Source organism: Massilia mucilaginosa (assembly GCF_011682145.1).
Lineage (GTDB): Bacteria > Pseudomonadota > Gammaproteobacteria > Burkholderiales > Burkholderiaceae_D > Telluria_A > Telluria_A mucilaginosa.
Genome location: NZ_WHJH01000168.1, coordinates 1 through 882, shown reverse-complemented (window position 1 = coordinate 882; position 882 = coordinate 1). Strand labels below are relative to the sequence as shown.

Sequence of the window (882 nt, the reverse complement as noted above, 5' to 3'; positions counted from 1 at the left end):
GTTTTTTTATTGAGCGCGTTGGGCCCGGGCGTGCAAGAATAGATCAACGGGCTGGGCACTGAATTGCGTGGAGAAATCAGCGCGTTGGGCACCGGGCTGCACGAAAAGATCAACGAGCAAGGCACTGAATTGCGTGGAGAAATCAGCGCCTTGGGCACCGGGCTGCATGAAAAGTTCAACGGACTGGGCACTGAATTGCGTGGAGAAATCAGCGCCTTGGGCACTGGGCTGCATGAAAAGATCAACGGGCTTGGCACTGAAATGCGTGGAGAAACCAGCGCCTTGGGCACTGAATTGCGTGCAGAAACCAGCAGGCTGGGCACCGAGTTACGTGGAGAAACCAGCGCATTGGGGACGAGCCTGCGCAAGGAAATCAGTGAATTGGGTACGAGCCTGCGCAAGGAAATCAGTGAATTGGGGACGAGCCTGTGCAAGGAAATCAGTGAGTTGGGGACGAGTTTTCGCAAGGAACTCAGTGACTTAGGATCCAGTCTGCGCGCAGAAATGAAGGAACTGGGCAAGGAAGTGCACCGCAGCTTGATGAGGGCGATGATGTGGTTTGCGGGGCTGACCATCACCGCGATGCTCGGCGTTGCCGGGGCGTTTTATCATTTGAATAATCAAATCAGCAGTCTCGCTGCGCGCCTGCCTCCTGCCTCTTCCGTAGCGTCTGTGCCGGGGCAACCCCCAGCATCGCCCGCGCCCCCTGCACCGCGTGCACCGTCCCTTTCATTCACAGCACCGGGACCCGGTTGAACGTAAGCGATCCATCAACCCCAGACTGTTCAGGAAGTCACGCCGCTGGTTAAATCGGGGGTATGCAAATCCTTCATATTCCACGGCAGCAGCGCCGCGACGTCATCCACGGTTTTCGCCGCTGGC

At 57.4% G+C, this 882-nt stretch carries 1 protein-coding gene; it reads left to right on the top strand.

Annotated features, from left to right (window positions below):
• The first annotated feature begins 63 nt into the window (after positions 1–63).
• A complete protein-coding gene (locus tag F2P45_RS34305; protein WP_166882673.1) occupies positions 64–756 on the top strand; it encodes an apolipoprotein A1/A4/E family protein in 693 nt (230 codons plus the stop codon).
• The last annotated feature ends 126 nt before the right edge of the window (positions 757–882 follow it).